This is a genomic window from Macrococcus bovicus (assembly GCF_004359575.1).
GTDB lineage: Bacteria > Bacillota > Bacilli > Staphylococcales > Staphylococcaceae > Macrococcus > Macrococcus bovicus.
On the sequence record NZ_SCWF01000006.1, the window covers coordinates 64,657 to 80,535 of the forward strand.

Below are 15,879 nucleotides of genomic sequence, written 5' to 3' on the forward strand. Positions count from 1 at the left end.
AAAAGGACGTTTTATCTTTTCTGATAAAACGTCCTTTTTTATACGAGTTTAAGACCGATGATGGCGATAATGATCAACGTGATCAGAACTACTTTTTTCAGGTTGAAGCTGTCTTTATAGAACAGAATACCGACGATGACACTGCCCATTGCACCTATCCCTGTCCAGACGCTGTAGGCGGTGCCGAGCGGCAGTGACTTGATTGCCACGGACAGCAAGAAGAGACTCAACATACTGAGTAAGAACCAGATCACTGTCCACGTTCTGTTCTTGAAGCTGTCGCTGTTTTTCAAGGCCACCACCATGAGGACTTCCATCAGACCTGCGCTGATCAATACTATCCAGCTCATGATTCCTCAGCTCCTTCCACAAATTTGAGGCCGACGATTGATGCAATCAAGAGCGTAAGGAAAAACAGCTTCAGGATGCTCATCGGTTCATCGAGAAAGAAGTAGCCGTAGAGTACTGTGCCGACTGCCCCTATGCCGGTATAGATGGCATAAGCCATGCCGACCTCCATATGTGTCAGGCAATAGGCGAAAAAGTAGAAGGAAAGCGCCATGACAGCGACCGTAAACAGCGTCCACGGAATATCTGTGAAGCCATGTGAATACTTGAGACCGACTGCCCAGACCACTTCAAGCAGGCCGCCGATAATGAGAAAAAGCCATGATTTATTCATGAATAGCTGCCTCTCTTTCGATGATTTCCAGCATGCGTAGTGTATCCATACTCATCTGCTCATTGTCCGGATTGATGGACATGGCCATACAGGCATCCATAAATGACTTGATTTCATAGGACATCGGCAGCGCATGGTGTTCAAATCGTTCAATTTCTTCGCCTTGCCGGTTGTGCTTGATGATGACTGCAGGAGCAGAAATCTTGTCTATAGTCAGAATCCCTTCCTCCCCGATGATTTCAGACGGCAGATGACTGTCGATGATTTTCGAGAAGCTGAGAACAGCTGTCATATCACTGTACTCAGCAATGACTGTTCCTTGTCCGTCCGCACCAGTCGATAGCCGGTGCAGTGCGGCACTGACAGTATCAGGCAGACCGAATAATCTGACAAGCGGTGCAATGGTATAGACCCCGAGATCCGTCAATGCGCCGTTACCGAGTTCCGGTCTGAACGCATTCTCTACAATCCCTGCTTTCAGTTTATCGTAACGTGATGAGTACTGATTATAGTGAAAATTGACGCGGCGTATCGTGCCGATGTCAGCGAGCCATCTCTTCAGCTGCTGAAAGGCCGCCGCTTCAGTCGACTTCATCGCTTCCATCAATATGACACCATTCTGCTTGGCACAGTCGAAAAGCTTTTGCCCTTCTGCTACAGTCAGTGTGAGGGGCTTTTCGCAGAGAACATGTTTCTTGGCATTCAGCGCATCCATCGCCTGCTCCGCATGCAGCAAGTTAGGCGTCGCAATATAGACCGCATCATAGCTGTCACTCGAGATAAAAGTCTGCCAGTCTGTAAAACGATGCGCTATGTTATGCGTATCAGCAAACTCAGCCGCCCGCTCAGCCGTGCGTGAATAGACGGCCGTCACTTCAAATCCTTCAATTGTTCTACCGGCGGCAATCATCCGGTCAGTGATCCAGTTCGTCCCTACTATCCCAAATCTCATTTCCTTCACCTCATTTAAGTTCAATTGATTTTATCATGCAATAATCTATTGTACACTAATTACATCATATATGCAGAGGTGACCGTTTTGTACAAAACTGATTTAGAAGAAATCAATGAGTTTTTTGATACAGACATGACCAAAGATTTAAAATTTCGTAAAAAACATCTCAAAGCCCTGAAGAAAGAAATCAGAGCGCGGGAAAAAGACATTCTGACTGCCCTGGCACAAGATTTAGGCAAAGGGAAAGTAGAAGGTTACGCATCTGAGATCGGCCTGATTTTAAAGTCTATTTCCATGTTCATAAAAGAAATGAAGAGTTACAGCAAAATAGAATCGATTTCAACGCCGATGATGCAGTTCCCCGGCAAAAGTTATATCATGCGTGAACCGCTTGGCACCGTCCTGATCATCGGGCCGTTCAATTATCCATTCCAGCTGGTCATGGAGCCTTTGATCGGTGCGCTTGCAGCCGGCAACTGTGCTGTCGTCAAACCTTCTGAACAGACGCCTTATACAAGTGCCATTATCGAGGAAATCATCTCTACAGTCTTCCCGGCCGATTATGTCAAGGTCATTCAAGGCGAGAAAGACGTCACCTCTGAATTACTGGAACAGAAATTTGATTTCATCTTCTTTACGGGCAGCACGAAAGTAGGCCAGATTGTCTACGAAGCAGCAAGTAAGAATCTGACACCTGTCGCACTCGAGCTAGGCGGCAAAAGTCCGACGATTATCGATGAGACAGCTAACATCAAGGTGGCTGCTGAGCGTATCGCGTTCGGTAAATTTATGAATGCCGGCCAGACATGTGTCGCACCGGACTATATACTGATCGACCGTAAAGTAAAAGAACCTTTCATTAAAGCGATGCGTTCTACACTGAAAGATTTTTACGGTAAAGACCCGCAGACATCTGCAGACTATGGTCGCATTGTCAACGACCGTCATTTCGACCGTCTTGACGCACTACGCCAAAGTGCAGAACAGGATATCGTCATCGGCGGCGAGACAGACCGTACTGAGCGCTATATCGCACCGACACTGATAGACCATGTCCAGCTTGACGACAAAATCATGGAAGAGGAAATATTCGGTCCATTGCTGCCGATCGTCACCTTTGACGACCGCGAGGAAATCTTCTCGATCATCAAGCGCTATGATAAACCGCTTGCCCTCTACATCTTCAGTGAAGATGAAGACTTCGTAAAAAAAGTCTTCAGACGCTTATCATTCGGCGGTGGCTGTATTAATGACACACTGATGCACGTCTCTAACCCATACCTGCCATTCGGTGGCGTCGGTGCATCAGGCATCGGCCACTATCACGGGAAGTATTCATTCGATTTATTCAGCCATCAGAAAGCCTATATGACAAAAGGCACAAAGCTCGAGACAGGATTGATGTTCCCTCCCTATAAAGGGAAGTTCAAATACATCAGACAAATATACAAATAACCGGTCAGACAGCTGAGCTGCTGAAATTCTCCAAATATCATAAATTTATAGCAGAAAAAGACGAAAAGTCTGTATTTCATCCGTTTCAGCAGATGAATACACTCTATTTTTCTTTTTCTGTTTTTTTGAATATTTCACGCTATCGCCTAGAATAAGAATGAGGTGATATATGTTCATCAAAATACATGAACCGTCAGAATTCCAGCAATTTCTGCTGGCTGCTGAGCAACGCTTAATCTTGAATGACCATGATGATATGAAACTCTCAAATTATTTACGTGGTATAGCAGGCGAGTCTCTCTTCTATGAACTGATCAAGAATACAGATTGTATAAAGCTATGGGATTTTCATTTGAAATATCGAGGCAGCAGCCAGTACGATTTTTTAATCTGGCATCAAGATACCTTGCTGCATTTTGATATCAAGAACTTTACCGGACACTACAAAATCATCAATCAGCAGTTTGTATCTGAACGTGACTATGTTCATACAGATGTGACCTCTCAGCTCAATAAGGCTCACTATAAACTGGAATCCTTTTTGAAGCATCAGCAGATGGCGTCTAAAGTGATCAGTAAGACCGTTTTTATTAACCCTGACTTCAGTTTGGCAGCAGAAAACATTCCTCAACACGTGATCCTTCCGCAGCAGAGTCAGAAGGTTGCAGAATTTATTTCAAGTATCGTACCACTGCCCATCCACTCGACTTATGCAGAGAGAATGAGGATGTTCCATTATTCCGGTGCCCATTATGACAGAATCCATTACTATCCTTTTGACAGCTATACTAAGGGGATGAGATGTGACAAATGTAGAAAATTAATGATGCAGCATCAGCCGAAGAAGCGCTATGTGAGGTGTCAACATTGTCAGCATCGCAGCGATAATAAGACTGCTATGATTCATTTACTGAACGAAATGTCTCTGCTGAAAAACGACTCACTGACGACAGCTGAGGTGAGTCAGTGGAGCGGTTTCTCCAAGGCAACCGTCCGTCGTCTGCTGCAGGAAATCTGTGCGAAAAACGGGGCGAATAAAAATAGGACATACCAATTGCCTGAGGTGTTATGAGCGATATTTCCTGTTTATCGCTCACAACTCAAGGGACGACGCACTTTCTCTGGTGTTATGAACGATATTTCCTATTTATCGCTCATAACTCAAGGGACGACGCGCTTTCTCCGGTATTATGAGCGATATTTCCTGTTTATCGCTCACAACTCAAGGGACGACGCACTTTATCTGGTGTTATGAGCGATATTTCCTGTTTATCGCTCATAACCTAATAACACTCTATTCAACACAAAAACCGTCTCTCCTATGAGGGACGGTTTTTGTGTCAATACAATTCCGGTCTGCGTGATTCAAACACAGGTATTGCCTGTCTTACTTCTGTCGAACGTTCTATATCTATCTCCGCGATGAGGGTTTCCTCCTGTTGCCCCGCTACTGCCAGCACCTGTCCAGTCGGCTCTATTATCATCGACTGACCGCCGAAGACTGTGCCGTTACATTCGCCTGCTGCATTACATGCTACAATATAGCACTGATTTTCAATCGCCCGCGCTTTAAGGAGGGGGGTGAAATGATCCATTCGTTCTTCCGGCCACTCTGCGACCACGTAAATGATTTCTGCTCCTTCTAAAGCAAGTCGGCGCATCAGCTCAGGGAACCTTAGATCATAACAGATGATGACCCCCATTTTCTCGCCCGCGAGTTCAAACGGCTCAAACTGTTCCCCTGCTGATAAGTAACGGGGTTCATCCAGCATCGGCACTAAGTGCACTTTGTCGTACTGATAGACCACCTCACCGCGCTGATCAATAATTACACTTCTATTAAAATGTTTGCTTTCTTCTGATACTGCAATCGAGCCACCGACAATATGAATCTTCTTTTCCATAGCAAGTGTCTTTAAGAAGTCCATTTCACGCTTACCTTTTTCATCAGCGAGTTCATCCAATCGCTCTAGTTCGTAAGATGTATTCCACATTTCAGGCAGGACTGCAATATCAATCCCTTCCAGTCCGCGTAGCCAGCTCGCTACCTTCTCCATTGCGCGGTCCGGCCGGCCCGGCACTACTGCCATCTGATAGAGCGCGATTCTCATGACAGGAACTGGACACAGACACCTTCAGCTGCCTGTTGCTCCTTCTCAAGAAGTGTCAGTCTACCTGTCTCAGTATCACGTTCAAATAACGCCACATTGCCGCTTACTTCATGGGCACAGACTAAGAACTGGTCATCATTGGAAATATTGAAGTCACGTGGCCAGTCACCCCCGCAGTCAACGATTTCTACCAGCGACAGTGCAGCGCCGTCTTCTTCCACTTTAAAGACCGCGATACTCTGGTGGCCACGATTAGAAGCATAGACAAACTGATTGTCATGACTCATGCGGATGGCTGCGCCTTGCGTGTTCTCTGTGAAAGCAGCTGGAATGGCTAAATATTGCTCTAACAGCTTAAACTCACCGCTGTCATATTTGAGGACAAAGACTTCATTGCTGAGCTCCGTCATGACGTAAGCGTATTTTCCGTTCTGGTTGAAGACTAGATGTCTCGGGCCTGTACCTGCTGGAACTTTCAATGCCTGCTCACGCTTCAGTCCTTCTTCACCGAATGTAAAGGTAATAATCTCATCAGCACCTAGATCAACAGCCACTGCTTTACCATCCGGTGTCTCTGTAATGAAATGCGTATGCGCCTTATCCTGACGATCTTCGTTAGGTCCGAGCCCTTCCTGGACGACTAAATTGACCAGTTTCTGTATGGCACCACTTTCTGTGTCCAGTTGATATAGACGGGCTTCCCCCGCCCCGTAAACTGCTTCAAAGAGATAGGCTCCGTCCTGACTCACGGAGATATGACAGCCTGACTCTGCTGATTCCAGACAGTCGTTGATCAGTTCAAGCCGGCCCTCTTCTTTAATTTTATAGGCAGCAACGCCTGCTCTGTCATTTTCTTTTTTAATGCCATAGAGGAAATCGCCGTGCTGTACAACATAGGTTGACGCGGGCACTTCATATCCTGTTTCGACTGTATCAATTGTTTTCTCCTGTGCATTCAGCACAAAACGATAGATGCCCTTACCTTCATTTTTTGTATATGAGCCAATGTATCCGATCATCTTATTGCCCCCTTTTTTTCTTTTATTTTAACAGACTATTCCCGCTGCAAAAAAACATATGCAAATTCAAATTTTTTTCTTGCCAACAGTTTAGTAATACATTACAATTTGTTTGGTAAAAATAAATTAGTAGTCATATAAAACCTCAAGTTAAGTCATACTATATTTTACAATTCTGTATCTCGGAGGTGTGAGATTGCTCAGACCCTATGAACTTAAGACTTTAATTCCTATCGATAAAACACTGCATAATCAGACGCCTCTGTTTGATGCACTGAAATTATATGAAGAACAGGATGTCATCAGTTTTGACGTGCCTGGCCATAAGCGGGGACTTGATAATGACACTGACCTTCATTACTATAGCCGCTCAACGTTGCGTCATGACGTCAACTCTATGCCGCAGCTGGATAACTATGATAACCCGAAAGGTGTCATCAAAGAAGCGCAGGCGTTAATGGCTGACTTCTATCTTGCTGACCAGGCCCACTTCCTTGTGAACGGTACAACTGAAGGCATTCAGGCCATGATTTTTTCTGTCTGTAAGCCGGGTGACAAGCTCATTCTGCCGCGCAATGTCCATAAATCTGTACTGAACGCGATGGCGCTGGCTGATGTCACACCAATCTATGTCCTGCCCGAATTTGATACAGAGTTCGGTATCGCTCATAACTTAAGTGTCAGAGCGGTGGAACAAACTATCGCAGCTCATCCTGATGCCCGGGCCGTCTTCATTATGAATCCGACTTACTTCGGTGCGGTCAGCGACTTGAAAGCCATCGTCGAGCTTGCTCACGCCCATGATATGCCGGTGCTCGTCGACGAAGCGCATGGTGCACATTTCAGATGCTCACCTGAACTGCCTATCTCCAGTATGGAGGCAGGTGCTGACCTCGCTGCCACGAGTCTACATAAGACAGGCGGCTCGTTCACTCAGTCGAGTGTACTGCTCGTCAAAGGCCACCGCGTGGATCAGCATAAGGTCAAGAGTGTCATCAATATGCTGACGTCTACTTCTGCTTCTTACTTGCTGATGTCATCGCTCGATATCGCTCGTAAGCATCTGGCACTGCACGGCAGGGAACGCATTCAGGCATTGATGCCCCATGTGCATCAATTCAAGGAAGCCGTCACTGCCATTCCAGGTTTCCATATGCTGGATGGACATGAGTTCAACAGACTTTATGATCAGGACCTGGACGAGACAAAACTGACAATCTATATCGATTCAACCATCAATCTGTCAGGTTTTGAGATCTATAAACTTCTGCGTAGTGATTACCATATTCAGATGGAACTCGCTGAACCCAATGTCGTCATGGGCATTGTGACAGCAGCAGATAATGCCTATGTCCTTGAACGCCTGCGCGATGCACTCATGGATATCAGCCGTAAGCACCACGACGCCACGCGTGAAGTCCACGCGCCGGTACTGAAACAGCTCTCCATTCCGGAGCAGGCGATGGGACTGCGTGAAGTCCTGTACGGCGAGAAACATCCCGTCTCCATTGAAGAAGCACTGGGTGAAATCTGTGCTGAATCTCTTATGATTTATCCACCGGGTATCCCTATCTTGATGGCCGGTGAACGCATTTCGCAGGAAGTCATTGATTACTGGCAGTTCATCAATAACCAGCCGATCATCAAGATTGGCACTGAAAATTCAAATCAAGTTTATATTATGAATAGAAAAGAGGACCATTAACCATGAAATTAACAACTTTAGGCAGACACGTTTTAATCGAATACTATAACTGTGATAAAGATATCTTAAAAGACCACGATAAAATTGAAGAGATCATGAACGAGGCGGCACGTGTATCAGGTGCCACTATCGTTGAAAGCTGCTTCCACACTTTCAATCCTTACGGTGTATCAGGTGCTGTTATCATCTCTGAATCTCATTTAACCATCCATACATGGCCGGAATATGGCTATGCATCTGTTGACGTCTTTACATGTGGTGATACAGTAGACCCATGGAGAGCTGAAGATTACCTGGAGAAAGCATTAAAAGCTGAACTGTCTGATTCATATGAAATCGGCCGCGGTATGGCTGATAAAATCCACAAATATTCTAAAGGTGAAATCGTAGTCGAATCATTCAAACCTGTCGAAGTCGACGTAAAATAAGGAGGACTTTCCATGTTAGATCTTTGGTATACAGAAAATCATACAGATAACGTTCGTTTCTCAATCAAGACAAATAAACACATCCACTCTGAGCAGTCTGATTTTCAGCAGATCGACTTCTTTGAATCTGAAGAATTCGGGACGTTCTTCACATTAGACGGCTTGATGATGGTCAACGAGAAAGACGAATTCGTCTATCACGATATGATTACACATGTAGCGATGGCAACAAATCCTAACATCAAGAAAGTATTGGTCATCGGTGGCGGTGACGGGGGTACAGTCCGTGAACTGACACGCTACAAGTCAATCGAACAGATCGACATGGTCGAAATTGACGAGCGCGTCGTCCGTCTGTCACAGGAATATCTGCCTATTACAGCAGGCAAATTGGAAGACCCTCGTGTGACGCTGTTATTCGAAGACGGCCTTGCTTATGTCAAAAATAAAGAAGAAGGTTATTATGACCTTATTCTAGTCGACTCTACAGATCCGATCGGTCCTGGTGAAGGGCTCTTCTCGCATGACTTCTACAACAACTGTTTCCGTGTCCTGACCGACGAAGGTATTCTGATCAACCAGCATGAGTCACCGTACTATCCAAGTTATGCCCATGAAATGAAACGGGCACACTCTAAGATCAAAGGTCTTTTCCCGATTACACGTGTCTACCAGTTCCATATGCCGACGTACCCGTCAGGCCACTGGCTCTTCGGTTTCGCGTCTAAGAAATTCGACCCATTAAAAGATGCCGATTTAGATGCATGGAACAAACTAGGCCTGAAAACAAAATACTACAATACAGATATCCATACAGGTGCGTTCGCCCTGCCGACATTCGTCAAGGAGATGCTGAATGATGCAGCCGAATAAGTATGTCTATATGGCCTGTGAGGCAACCTTTGAAGACGCATCCACTGTCATCTACGGTGCGCCTTTTGACGGAACAGTCTCGAACCGTCCCGGTACACGTTTTGCGGCAGATGCCATCCGCTCAGAGTCATACGGGCTTGAGACCTACAGTCCTTACCTTGATAAAGACCTGGAAGACGTCAGCATCATGGATTCGGGAGATGTGGATATTACAATCGGCAACAAAGTGAAGGTGCTGGATGAACTGGAAGATACAGCCCGCGAAATCTTAGCGGCCGGCAAGCTGCCTTTCATGATCGGCGGCGAGCATCTGGTGACGCTCGGTCCTTTCCGTGCCGTTCACGAAAAATATCCTGATGTTGTTCTTGTCCAGCTTGATGCTCATACAGATTTACGCGATGACTATATGGGCGAGCCTTTAAGTCACGCGACAGTCGTCCGTCGCATTCATGACATCACAGGTGACGGCCGTATCTTCCAATATGGTATCCGCTCAGGCACTAAAGAAGAATTCGACTGGAGTAATGAACATACGACACTTGAAAAATTCTCTATCGATACTTTGAAAGACCTGCCGGGCATCCTGAAAGATACGCCTGTCTATGTCACGATTGACCTTGATTGCCTCGATCCTTCTATCTTCCCTGGCACCGGCACACCGGAACCAGGCGGCCTGACTTACAAGGAACTGGAACCTGCTTTCAAAATATTTGAGCAGCTGAACGTTGTTGCAGCTGACATCGTGGAACTGTCACCACCTTACGATGCATCAGGTGTATCAAATGCAGTGGCAGCTAAAGTCGCGCGCGAACTTATGCTGGCCATCACAAAATAGATGAAAGTCCTCATACATATTGATGTATGAGGACCTTTTTTATTGCGGCACAGCGTTATGAGCGATATTTGTCGTTTATCGCTCATAACTCTAGAAGTTCCGCTCTTTTACTGGCGTTATGAGCGATATTTGTCGTTTATCGCTCATAACTCTAGAAGGTCCGCTCTTTTACTGGCGTTATGAGCGATATTTGCTGTTTATCGCTCATAACTCTTGCTATCACATCGCATTCTTCGAGTGAAAAATGTTAGAAAAATCCAACTATTTCATCTTCAATATAGGTATAATAGAGTTATTCTACAGAACTACGAGGATTCAGCTATGAAATTTTCACAATTCCCCTCCAACGTCAAACTCAGAATTATCTGTGGTTTCTTTGATCATGCAGCCAGTATGAGTGTCATGCCCTTTATGGTCCTCTATATTGCTGATGAACTGGGTAAAGTGACATCCGGTATCCTTTTGAGTGTCAACGTCGTATTCAGCCTCATCTGCAATTTGTGCGGCGGTTATTTCGCTGATCGTTTCAGTCGTAAAGGACAGCTCGTTGCCGGTCAGCTCCTATTTGCCATGATTATGATATTGATGACTCTCTTTATTCATCCCGCCATCAATATGCCCTGGATCGTGTCACTTCTCTTTATGTTCACTGCTATCAGCGGGGCTATGATATTCCCCGCCCTGGAAGCATTGATTATTGATTCTACAGCTGAAGAGATGAGAAAGTCTGTCTATGTGATGTCCTACTGGGCCAACAATCTGGCGACTGCTATCGGCACAGCTATCGGCGGTCTGTTCTACAAGGACCACCGGGTTCTGCTCTTTATGTTCATCGTGCTCATCATGCTGGTCAATACGGCTATCTTCCAGCGTTATCTTATCGATCCGACCGTCCATAAAGCACGTAAGGTCGTTGAAGCTCATTGGGTACGTGATTTACTGAGCAGTTATAAGGTCGCGCTGAAAGACACACGTTTTGTCGTCTTTACGTCAGCGATGATCTTTGTTTTTTCAGCTGAGTTCGCATTGACCAATTATATCGGGGTGCGACTCCATAATGTCTTTAAGCCCATTGACCTGTTCGGTATCCATGTTGACGGGGTACGTATGATGAGTATCCTGCTGATTGAGAATACACTGCTTGTCGTCACCATCACTTTCCTGATTGCCAAGCTGACAGAACATCGCAATCAGGTCTATGTCCTCTTGATGGGCACTTTTCTTTACACAGCAGGTTATGGTCTTGCTCATCATCTGACGACTTGGTATTTACTGATGCTTGTCATCTTCCTCGCAACAGTCGGTGAGCTGATGCAGACACCGATTATTTCAGTCTTCCAGGCGAAGCTGATGCCTGAGGATAAACGGGCAAGCTATATCGCATTCAGCTCTCTGGGTTACAGCGGGGCCGGCCTTGTTGCGAGTTCCGGGCTGATCATCGGCGTCGTGTTAAACAGCATAATGATGTCACTCTATGTCATCATTATGGGTCTTATCGGTATGCTGCTCTTCTATCTCGCTGTTCATACTCGCATCTTCAAACAACCGATACCCGAGTAAAGCAGTTTTTTATGCGGTATCATGAAAAATCATAAATATTGTTGCAATATCGAACATATGTTCGTATAATAAAGCTACATCAGTGAAAGAAGTGATGTTATGGAGCATCCAGTCTATGGTGAGCTGGATTATCGTCAAGTTGAGCCGAGCCAGCTGAATCCGCACATCCCAAAAGGGCGAGGCATGATTAAATGGGCGCCATTTGCGACGATGCCTGAGCAGTTCCAAATTGTCAGACAGCATATAGAGAATCAGAACAAGATCGACCGGCCTGAACTATCAGAAGACCGTCTCGAGGAACTGGACATTGCACTGCGAGAAGCGAAACGGCAGCAGTGCCCTGTTCTGATTCAGTTCTATCATGAGGGCTACATCAATGATCTCGTAATGACTATCGAGAGAATTGATAGGTGGGCTCTACATATCATCGGAATCAATCAAGCAGATCAGCAGATGTGCTTCATTTCATTCATGGATGTCATCAATATCACCCTTGAAACTATCTGAATTCTTCAGATAGTTTTTTTGTAAATTTAATTAAGCTTATTTTTTACATCAACCTATTAATCATGTCCTAAATGTAAATACATGGATTTCAACTTTTTAATAATGGACCTATTTCCACTGATTTGTAACAGCTATGTAGAGATTCTATAGAAACAGTAATACGGTAGATTCGATGCCAGTGACCTGTCACAATAAAAAGAAAACGAAGGAGATGACTCATGATACACTTCGGTATTCTATTCATGACCGCTCTGGCCACCAAGCCCACCCCTGACCCTCTTATTAACCCGGTCGACTCTGGCTCTCATTACTCACTCACTGTAATTGTCGATGATCAGATAGAAACAGGGTCTGACGGACAGCTGCTGCAAGAAGAGGAGGACGATAAACACTTCACTTTGCCAGAAGAGAAGACAGTCGAGTCTGACATACCTGATGAGTCACTTGAGCAGCCAGCTGAAACACTCATTCAAGTCATCAATCAGTATAATGAACCCTTGTCTTCACAATCTTTGCTGTTAGACGGCGAAGAAGTGATGACAGATGAAGAAGGCTGCCTGCTTCTTCACCTGACCCCTGGCGACCACAAACTCTCATTTGTCAAAGCCCAGGCAACATTTCAGCCTGATGAACAAAATGATGTCGTGATACAAGAAAGGTCAGAGGTTGACTCATCAACAGGCAGTTCTGAGGAAGCGTCTGTACAGCAGCGGGCCCCGGAAAGAATATCAGCTGCTCTTGTCATCCAGAAACCTACCGAGAAACCGAAGACACCAGAAACACCGAAGACACCAGAAACACCGAAGACACCGAAGAAACCTGCCCTTCATCGTCATTCAGACCTGTCATCTCATGACCCTGTGATCCAGCAACAGACATTGAAGCAGCCCGCTAAGAAAACTATCAATCAGAAGACTAACCCCCATCAACACATGCCGGTGCCACAAAAAGCAGTGAAAGTCCCCGCTAAAAAAGAAAAGACAGTCAAAGCAGCTCAGACACTCAAACTGCCACATCCGAAAACACCCTACGAAGCAACACATCAAGCAATCAGAAAAACGTCTAGCAGGAAGGTAAACGGGGCACCACAACTACCTGTCACAGCACCTCGAGTCGACCCTCGTCCGCAAGTAAGCACAGAGGAGATAATACCTCTAAAAGTCAGCCGGCCTCAGAAGAAAAAATCAGTCCAACTGCCTCAGACAGGAGAACATGACTTTACAAAATGGCTCAGTTCTATTCTTGCTGTCAGTGGTATCAGCCTGCTCCTGATCACGCGCCGCTCATCCAGAACATAAAAAAACTTGCCCGCAGGCAAGTTTTTATGGGTTTTGCGCTTCAATTTGTGCAACGATATCCTTTGTACGACGCTCGATATCTTCAAAATCTGCTTTAAAACGAGTGAATAAGAAAGCAGCTCCACCTGTTACAACAATCGCTAGTAAAAATACGATAAAGAATAAAGCTTTAAAAAATCCCTTCATGTGTTTCACCTCTATCATCATAATGATTTTATTTTACCATATTAATTTCCCGTTATAAAATATTTAAAACAACCTATGGTATAATACTCTAAAGTCTTGATAGAAAAGGAATGACTCATTTGTCACATGTACAACTCCTCGCTGCCTGGCAGCATCAGAATCTCGAAGAAATCAAAACCCTTATTGAACCTGACATAGCGGTAGAATTTGTCTACCCTGATGGGCATGTGATTTATGGCGATTATAACAATATGATCCAGGTGTTTGAAGAACGTTTTTCAATGGTACAGGATTGGAATTTTGAGGTTATCTATAAAGCGGACCGGCAGGAAGATACGCTTGTCATCATGAAGATCACACGAGAAGATGATGATTTCAATCGTCTTAGTGCGCCTTCATTATGCTTACTTACATTTCATGCAGTAGGCAATACCCATAAACTGAAACGTGCTCATTTTGAACTGGGAATCACCGGATCATAACATATGATCATCAGTGCGCTTATCTAAAGGATAAGCGCTTTTTTTATGTGCATTTGTCCGTTTTATATTTATATACATATTTTTTATATTTTTTATTAATATTTGTATTGTATTTTTATAATTTTCTGATTATAATCAATTTAAGATTCACAAATACTTCAATTAAGGGGACATCAAAATGAAAAAATTTATTGCACCTGCAGTTCTTTCATCCGTAATGCTCGCTTCACTAGTACCTGGCCATGTCGCAGAAGCAAAGTCAGATGCGTCAAAATCTCTTGCTCAGCTGGAAAAAGTGCACGATAAGCAAGATGCTAAAAAAGCACTGAAAAATCTTCCAGGCTCGAAAGAAGTGAAAAAGAACTATAAACAATATGAAGTGGTCAGTGCCGAAACAGATAACCTCGGTTTCACGCATTACACATTGAAGCCAAAAGTGAATGGCAAAGCTGCACTTCATTCAGAAGTCAAAGTTCACGTCAATCAAGAGGGACAGATTGTCTTTGTCAATGGTGATCTGGACCAGAAAGCACTTGCGCCGACGAACTCGCAGAAGATTTCAAGTGAAACTGCCGTTGATAAGGCATTCGAAGCGGCTGGCGTGAAGGAATCAGAAGTCAAGAATATGGACCGTAAAGTGGTGAAAAAAGCGGAACTTGCGATTAACGCAGAATCCAATAAATACGTCTACGATGTCCAGCTTATCTATATTACGCCAGAACCTGCGAACTGGCATGTGCAGATCGATGCTGAGACAGGAGCTGTCATCCAAAAGAAAAACTTGCTTGAAGAGGTCGCAACAACCGGCTATGGTTATGGCAACAGAGGAGATTACAAGTCACTTAACCTCGTGTCAGACAGCGGCAAATATTACCTCGTTGACCAGACGCACACAGGCAATATCGAGACATACGATGCTCGTAATACTGAAACTAACTTCACATTGATGTCTGACTACGATAACGCCTTCACAAGCACGTCACAGCGTCCAGGGGTTGACGCGCATTATTACGCAGATCAAGTCTATGACTATTATCTGAATACGCATAATCGTAATTCCTACGACGGCAAAGGCGCACCGCTCTATTCAGTCGTCCACTTCGGCTACAATTACAACAATGCATTCTGGAATGGTGAAGCGATGTTTTATGGTGATGGCGATGGCCGCACCTTCTCTCCGCTATCAGGCGCAAATGACGTCATTGCACATGAACTGACACACGCTGTGACAGAACATACAGCTGGACTTGTCTATCAATATCAACCAGGCGCATTAAATGAATCATTCTCTGATGTATTCGGCTATTTCGTAGACCCTGACTTCCTGATGGGTGAAGATGTGTACACACCAGGCGTAGCGGGCGATGCCCTGCGCAGCATGTCTAATCCTGAACAGTATAACCAGCCTGCTCATATGAATCAATATCGCAATCTGCCGAATACAAAAGACGGTGATTACGGCGGCGTTCATATCAATAGTGGTATCCCGAACAAAGCGTTCTATAATACGGTAACCGTCATCGGTAAAGCAAAAGCTGAGAAAATCTATTACCGTGCCCTCACTTATTATCTGACACCTAACGCTTCATTCTCCGATGCACGTGCTGCACTCATCCGTTCCGCTCAGGATTTATATGGCTCCACTGAAGCGAACACTATCGCAAATGCATGGTCAAGTGTCGGCGTTTATTAACATAAAAAAGAAGGACTTCTTACATCAGGAAGCCCTTCTTTTTTATGTGTATTATGATACAAAAATTTGATTTTAATCCTTCAGAAAACC

Annotated in this window: 17 protein-coding genes; 11 read left to right on the top strand and 6 right to left on the bottom strand. The window is 44.8% G+C overall.

The features are described 5' to 3' along the window. Positions 1-38 precede the first annotated feature (38 nt). The 3 genes from ERX55_RS06925 to ERX55_RS06935 are packed head-to-tail and all read right to left on the bottom strand — an operon-like array spanning position 39 to position 1,634. Positions 39-350: a DMT family transporter gene (locus ERX55_RS06925; protein WP_133451841.1), complete on the bottom strand. Its 312-nt coding sequence runs from the start codon at positions 348-350 to the stop codon at positions 39-41. Continuing rightward, positions 347-682 carry a DMT family transporter gene (locus ERX55_RS06930; protein WP_133451842.1) on the bottom strand — a complete coding sequence of 112 codons (336 nt, stop codon included), beginning with the start codon at positions 680-682 and terminating at the stop codon, positions 347-349. The genes ERX55_RS06925 and ERX55_RS06930 overlap by 4 nt, the downstream gene beginning before the upstream one ends. Next, entirely contained in the window at positions 675-1,634 is a 960-nt protein-coding gene (locus ERX55_RS06935) for a Gfo/Idh/MocA family protein (RefSeq protein WP_133451843.1), read from the bottom strand. The genes ERX55_RS06930 and ERX55_RS06935 overlap by 8 nt, the downstream gene beginning before the upstream one ends. 135 nt (positions 1,635-1,769) lie before the next feature. Here ERX55_RS06935 and ERX55_RS06940 point away from each other — a divergent pair, with 135 nt between their 5' ends. Both ERX55_RS06940 and ERX55_RS06945 read left to right on the top strand, forming a co-directional pair. Then, on the top strand, positions 1,770-3,092 hold the full coding sequence (locus tag ERX55_RS06940) for an aldehyde dehydrogenase (protein ID WP_133451902.1): 1,323 nt from the start codon (positions 1,770-1,772) through the stop codon (positions 3,090-3,092). A 169-nt stretch (positions 3,093-3,261) separates the two neighbouring features. Then, positions 3,262-4,164 (top strand): nuclease-related domain-containing protein, encoded by a 903-nt coding sequence (locus ERX55_RS06945; protein ID WP_133451844.1) that lies wholly within the window; start codon positions 3,262-3,264, stop codon positions 4,162-4,164. 268 nt (positions 4,165-4,432) lie between these two features. On the opposite strand, the gene ERX55_RS06950 is transcribed toward ERX55_RS06945, so the two are convergent. After that, positions 4,433-5,203 (bottom strand): carbon-nitrogen family hydrolase, encoded by a 771-nt coding sequence (locus tag ERX55_RS06950; protein WP_133451845.1) that lies wholly within the window; start codon positions 5,201-5,203, stop codon positions 4,433-4,435. Continuing rightward, entirely contained in the window at positions 5,200-6,222 is a 1,023-nt protein-coding gene (pglS, locus tag ERX55_RS06955; protein ID WP_133451846.1) for a 6-phosphogluconolactonase, read from the bottom strand. Before pglS ends, ERX55_RS06950 begins: the two co-directional genes overlap by 4 nt. Positions 6,223-6,418: 196 nt before the next feature. Here pglS and ERX55_RS06960 point away from each other — a divergent pair, with 196 nt between their 5' ends. The 7 genes from ERX55_RS06960 (at position 6,419) to ERX55_RS06990 (ending at position 13,428) form a co-directional block, all read left to right on the top strand. Continuing rightward, a complete protein-coding gene (locus ERX55_RS06960) occupies positions 6,419-7,927 on the top strand; it encodes an aminotransferase class I/II-fold pyridoxal phosphate-dependent enzyme (RefSeq protein ID WP_133451847.1) in 1,509 nt (502 codons plus the stop codon). Positions 7,928-7,929: 2 nt separating this feature from the next. After that, positions 7,930-8,355, top strand: coding sequence for an adenosylmethionine decarboxylase (gene speD, locus ERX55_RS06965; RefSeq protein ID WP_133451848.1), 426 nt, complete (start codon positions 7,930-7,932; stop codon positions 8,353-8,355). A 12-nt stretch (positions 8,356-8,367) separates the two neighbouring features. Then, complete coding sequence (gene speE / locus ERX55_RS06970; RefSeq protein WP_133451849.1) at positions 8,368-9,228, top strand: polyamine aminopropyltransferase; 861 nt, start codon at positions 8,368-8,370, stop codon at positions 9,226-9,228. Continuing rightward, positions 9,212-10,063 carry an agmatinase gene (speB, locus tag ERX55_RS06975; protein ID WP_133451850.1) on the top strand — a complete coding sequence of 284 codons (852 nt, stop codon included), beginning with the start codon at positions 9,212-9,214 and terminating at the stop codon, positions 10,061-10,063. The genes speE and speB overlap by 17 nt, the downstream gene beginning before the upstream one ends. Positions 10,064-10,384: 321 nt before the next feature. Then, positions 10,385-11,623: an MDR family MFS transporter gene (locus tag ERX55_RS06980; RefSeq protein ID WP_133451851.1), complete on the top strand. Its 1,239-nt coding sequence runs from the start codon at positions 10,385-10,387 to the stop codon at positions 11,621-11,623. Positions 11,624-11,722: 99 nt separating this feature from the next. Then, the gene (locus tag ERX55_RS06985; RefSeq protein ID WP_133451852.1) at positions 11,723-12,130 is read left to right on the top strand and encodes a YolD-like family protein; all 408 of its coding nucleotides are present in this window, start codon (positions 11,723-11,725) and stop codon (positions 12,128-12,130) included. 218 nt (positions 12,131-12,348) lie between these two features. Beyond that, the gene (locus ERX55_RS06990; protein ID WP_133451853.1) at positions 12,349-13,428 is read left to right on the top strand and encodes an LPXTG cell wall anchor domain-containing protein; all 1,080 of its coding nucleotides are present in this window, start codon (positions 12,349-12,351) and stop codon (positions 13,426-13,428) included. Between the two features lie 24 nt (positions 13,429-13,452). On the opposite strand, the gene ERX55_RS11430 is transcribed toward ERX55_RS06990, so the two are convergent. Continuing rightward, positions 13,453-13,614: a hypothetical protein gene (locus tag ERX55_RS11430; protein ID WP_165983738.1), complete on the bottom strand. Its 162-nt coding sequence runs from the start codon at positions 13,612-13,614 to the stop codon at positions 13,453-13,455. A gap of 119 nt (positions 13,615-13,733) precedes the next feature. On the opposite strand from ERX55_RS11430, the gene ERX55_RS06995 reads away from it, so the two are divergent. Together ERX55_RS06995 and ERX55_RS07000 are read left to right on the top strand one after the other, a co-directional pair. Continuing rightward, the gene (locus ERX55_RS06995; protein WP_133451854.1) at positions 13,734-14,096 is read left to right on the top strand and encodes a hypothetical protein; all 363 of its coding nucleotides are present in this window, start codon (positions 13,734-13,736) and stop codon (positions 14,094-14,096) included. A gap of 178 nt (positions 14,097-14,274) precedes the next feature. Beyond that, complete coding sequence (locus ERX55_RS07000; protein ID WP_133451855.1) at positions 14,275-15,789, top strand: M4 family metallopeptidase; 1,515 nt, start codon at positions 14,275-14,277, stop codon at positions 15,787-15,789. Positions 15,790-15,879: the final 90 nt, after the last annotated feature.

Bases quoted from the DNA above. Each gene is read 5' to 3' on its own strand.
- ERX55_RS06925 (WP_133451841.1), bottom strand. From the start codon at position 350: ATGAGCTGGATAGTATTGATCAGCGCAGGTCTGATGGAAGTCCTCATG.
- ERX55_RS06930 (WP_133451842.1), bottom strand. From the start codon at position 682: ATGAATAAATCATGGCTTTTTCTCATTATCGGCGGCCTGCTTGAAGTG.
- ERX55_RS06935 (WP_133451843.1), bottom strand. From the start codon at position 1,634: ATGAGATTTGGGATAGTAGGGACGAACTGGATCACTGACCGGATGATT.
- ERX55_RS06940 (WP_133451902.1), top strand. From the start codon at position 1,770: ATGACCAAAGATTTAAAATTTCGTAAAAAACATCTCAAAGCCCTGAAG.
- ERX55_RS06945 (WP_133451844.1), top strand. From the start codon at position 3,262: ATGTTCATCAAAATACATGAACCGTCAGAATTCCAGCAATTTCTGCTG.
- ERX55_RS06950 (WP_133451845.1), bottom strand. From the start codon at position 5,203: ATGAGAATCGCGCTCTATCAGATGGCAGTAGTGCCGGGCCGGCCGGAC.
- pglS (WP_133451846.1), bottom strand. From the start codon at position 6,222: ATGATCGGATACATTGGCTCATATACAAAAAATGAAGGTAAGGGCATC.
- speD (WP_133451848.1), top strand. From the start codon at position 7,930: ATGAAATTAACAACTTTAGGCAGACACGTTTTAATCGAATACTATAAC.
- speE (WP_133451849.1), top strand. From the start codon at position 8,368: ATGTTAGATCTTTGGTATACAGAAAATCATACAGATAACGTTCGTTTC.
- speB (WP_133451850.1), top strand. From the start codon at position 9,212: ATGATGCAGCCGAATAAGTATGTCTATATGGCCTGTGAGGCAACCTTT.
- ERX55_RS06980 (WP_133451851.1), top strand. From the start codon at position 10,385: ATGAAATTTTCACAATTCCCCTCCAACGTCAAACTCAGAATTATCTGT.
- ERX55_RS06985 (WP_133451852.1), top strand. From the start codon at position 11,723: ATGGAGCATCCAGTCTATGGTGAGCTGGATTATCGTCAAGTTGAGCCG.
- ERX55_RS06990 (WP_133451853.1), top strand. From the start codon at position 12,349: ATGATACACTTCGGTATTCTATTCATGACCGCTCTGGCCACCAAGCCC.
- ERX55_RS11430 (WP_165983738.1), bottom strand. From the start codon at position 13,614: ATGAAGGGATTTTTTAAAGCTTTATTCTTTATCGTATTTTTACTAGCG.
- ERX55_RS07000 (WP_133451855.1), top strand. From the start codon at position 14,275: ATGAAAAAATTTATTGCACCTGCAGTTCTTTCATCCGTAATGCTCGCT.